Raw genomic sequence first — 1,424 nt, forward strand, 5'->3', positions numbered from 1 at the left:
CGGTACTGCGTTATTATTTTCCCACGTATTCAGGCATGGTTTCTATTACGTTTTTGATCTGGGTCTCTTCGTTGTAGCACGGAATTACGGCTGCAAGTGTTTTGTTTTTGTACATGATTATATCCTTATTGATAAAAAACATTGTGTATTGCTTTATGCAATATCTTGGGCTATTGTTGTTTGAGAATATCAGAAAAGCTTAAAAAATGGAAGAAATATGCCTTGATCTCATAAGGAAATGACTTGGGGAACAAGTGGCAATTTTTGCAGGGGTAATTCTGCGTGATTGCCCAGGATTATGAGAAATACGTATTTTAAGATGATGGTTGGGATGAATGTCTGTCTGGAGGTTCCAAAATGTTTATAAGCTATACTGCCAAATATACAAAGCTAAAGAGTGGTTACATGGGACAACTCATAGAGTGGCCGGAGGTTATTACAGAAGGGAAAAATCTTGAAGATTGCCGTTTCATGCTCAGGGACGCACTGCAGGAAATGGTAATTGCATATAAAGAAATGAAAATGGAAATTCCCCACGCCAATTGCTTAATAGAGCAACTTCCGGTTGAGGTTCAAGATGTCTGTCAAACGGCGTGATCTGGTAAGCTTTTTTGAGAGACATGGTTTCTATCTTCTAAGAGAAGGTTGTAACCATTCCATTTATTCCGACGGCGTTAAAGTTGTACCAATCAAACGACATAGGATATTTGATCGCATTACCGCTAATGTGCTTTGCAAACAAGCCGGCTTGAAACCAAAATTTTAATGCACCCATCTCAGGGAATCTATGGGGTGAATGAAAAAACAGGAACTATACTCATTTGATCAATTAAAGCAAACTTTGCGTGACGAATGATCTATTTTGTTTTAATCATTATCCCGTGCCCATTTGTAGCCAGCGGCAATTGCTCCGCCAACTCCCTCATTTTCCTCAAGTGCGATAAGCTCAACTTTTGGGTTGATTTGCTGGCATTTTTTTATTACTGATATGGTGTTGTCCGGGCTTTTGTCATCAATGGTTATGATTTTGTCCACCTATTCAGGCATGGTATCTATGACGTTTTTGATCTGGGTCTCTTCGTTGTAGCAGGGGATTACTGCTGCAAGTTTTCTATTTTTGTACATGATTGTATCCTTAATGATAAAAAATGATGGTGATATCTGGATGGATATGATTCAGGCCAGAAATCTTACGTCACATGCCTACGACAAATCCATGGCTGAAAAAGCCGTAAAAGAAATTGTCAATATATACCTTCCACAATTCCTCTCTTTTAAAAAAAACATGGAACAAATAGAGATGGAGGAAATTTGATAGAAATGATACCGACGCTGGATTTAAACACTTCAGAAAAAATCATTCAAATCCTGAAGTCAAATCATCAGATAAAATCTGCAATTCTGTTTGGCTCCAGAGCAAAATT

Annotated in this window: 5 protein-coding genes; 4 read left to right on the forward strand and 1 reads right to left on the reverse strand. The window is 38.1% G+C overall.

All coding sequences use genetic code 11. The annotated features are described in order from the left end of the window. The 3 genes from MTBBW1_RS29065 to MTBBW1_RS30180 form a co-directional block, all read left to right on the forward strand. Positions 1–184: hypothetical protein (locus MTBBW1_RS29065; RefSeq protein WP_222424040.1), on the forward strand; the 184-nt coding region annotated here is incomplete at its 5' end. A gap of 173 nt (positions 185–357) precedes the next feature. Beyond that, on the forward strand, positions 358–597 hold the full coding sequence (locus MTBBW1_RS10880) for a type II toxin-antitoxin system HicB family antitoxin (protein ID WP_080803264.1): 240 nt from the start codon (positions 358–360) through the stop codon (positions 595–597). Next, the gene (locus MTBBW1_RS30180) at positions 578–766 is read left to right on the forward strand and encodes a type II toxin-antitoxin system HicA family toxin (RefSeq protein ID WP_080803267.1); all 189 of its coding nucleotides are present in this window, start codon (positions 578–580) and stop codon (positions 764–766) included. Before MTBBW1_RS10880 ends, MTBBW1_RS30180 begins: the two co-directional genes overlap by 20 nt. A 101-nt stretch (positions 767–867) precedes the next feature. Here MTBBW1_RS30180 and MTBBW1_RS10890 read toward each other — a convergent pair whose 3' ends face one another. Beyond that, the gene (locus MTBBW1_RS10890; RefSeq protein ID WP_080803270.1) at positions 868–1,035 is read right to left on the reverse strand and encodes a glycosyltransferase; all 168 of its coding nucleotides are present in this window, start codon (positions 1,033–1,035) and stop codon (positions 868–870) included. 103 nt (positions 1,036–1,138) lie between these two features. Here MTBBW1_RS10890 and MTBBW1_RS10895 point away from each other — a divergent pair, with 103 nt between their 5' ends. Further along, positions 1,139–1,315, forward strand: a complete 177-nt coding sequence (locus MTBBW1_RS10895; RefSeq protein WP_186441210.1) for a nucleotidyltransferase substrate binding protein — start codon at positions 1,139–1,141, stop codon at positions 1,313–1,315. Positions 1,316–1,424: the final 109 nt, after the last annotated feature.

Origin of the sequence: Desulfamplus magnetovallimortis, from assembly GCF_900170035.1 — a bacterium.
GTDB classification, from domain to species: domain Bacteria; phylum Desulfobacterota; class Desulfobacteria; order Desulfobacterales; family Desulfobacteraceae; genus Desulfamplus; species Desulfamplus magnetovallimortis.

What these genes read in the sequence shown, in the direction of transcription:
- MTBBW1_RS10880 (WP_080803264.1), top strand. Translation starts at nt 358, where the DNA reads ATGTTTATAAGCTATACTGCCAAATATACAAAGCTAAAGAGTGGTTAC.
- MTBBW1_RS30180 (WP_080803267.1), top strand. Translation starts at nt 578, where the DNA reads ATGTCTGTCAAACGGCGTGATCTGGTAAGCTTTTTTGAGAGACATGGT.
- MTBBW1_RS10895 (WP_186441210.1), top strand. Translation starts at nt 1,139, where the DNA reads ATGATAAAAAATGATGGTGATATCTGGATGGATATGATTCAGGCCAGA.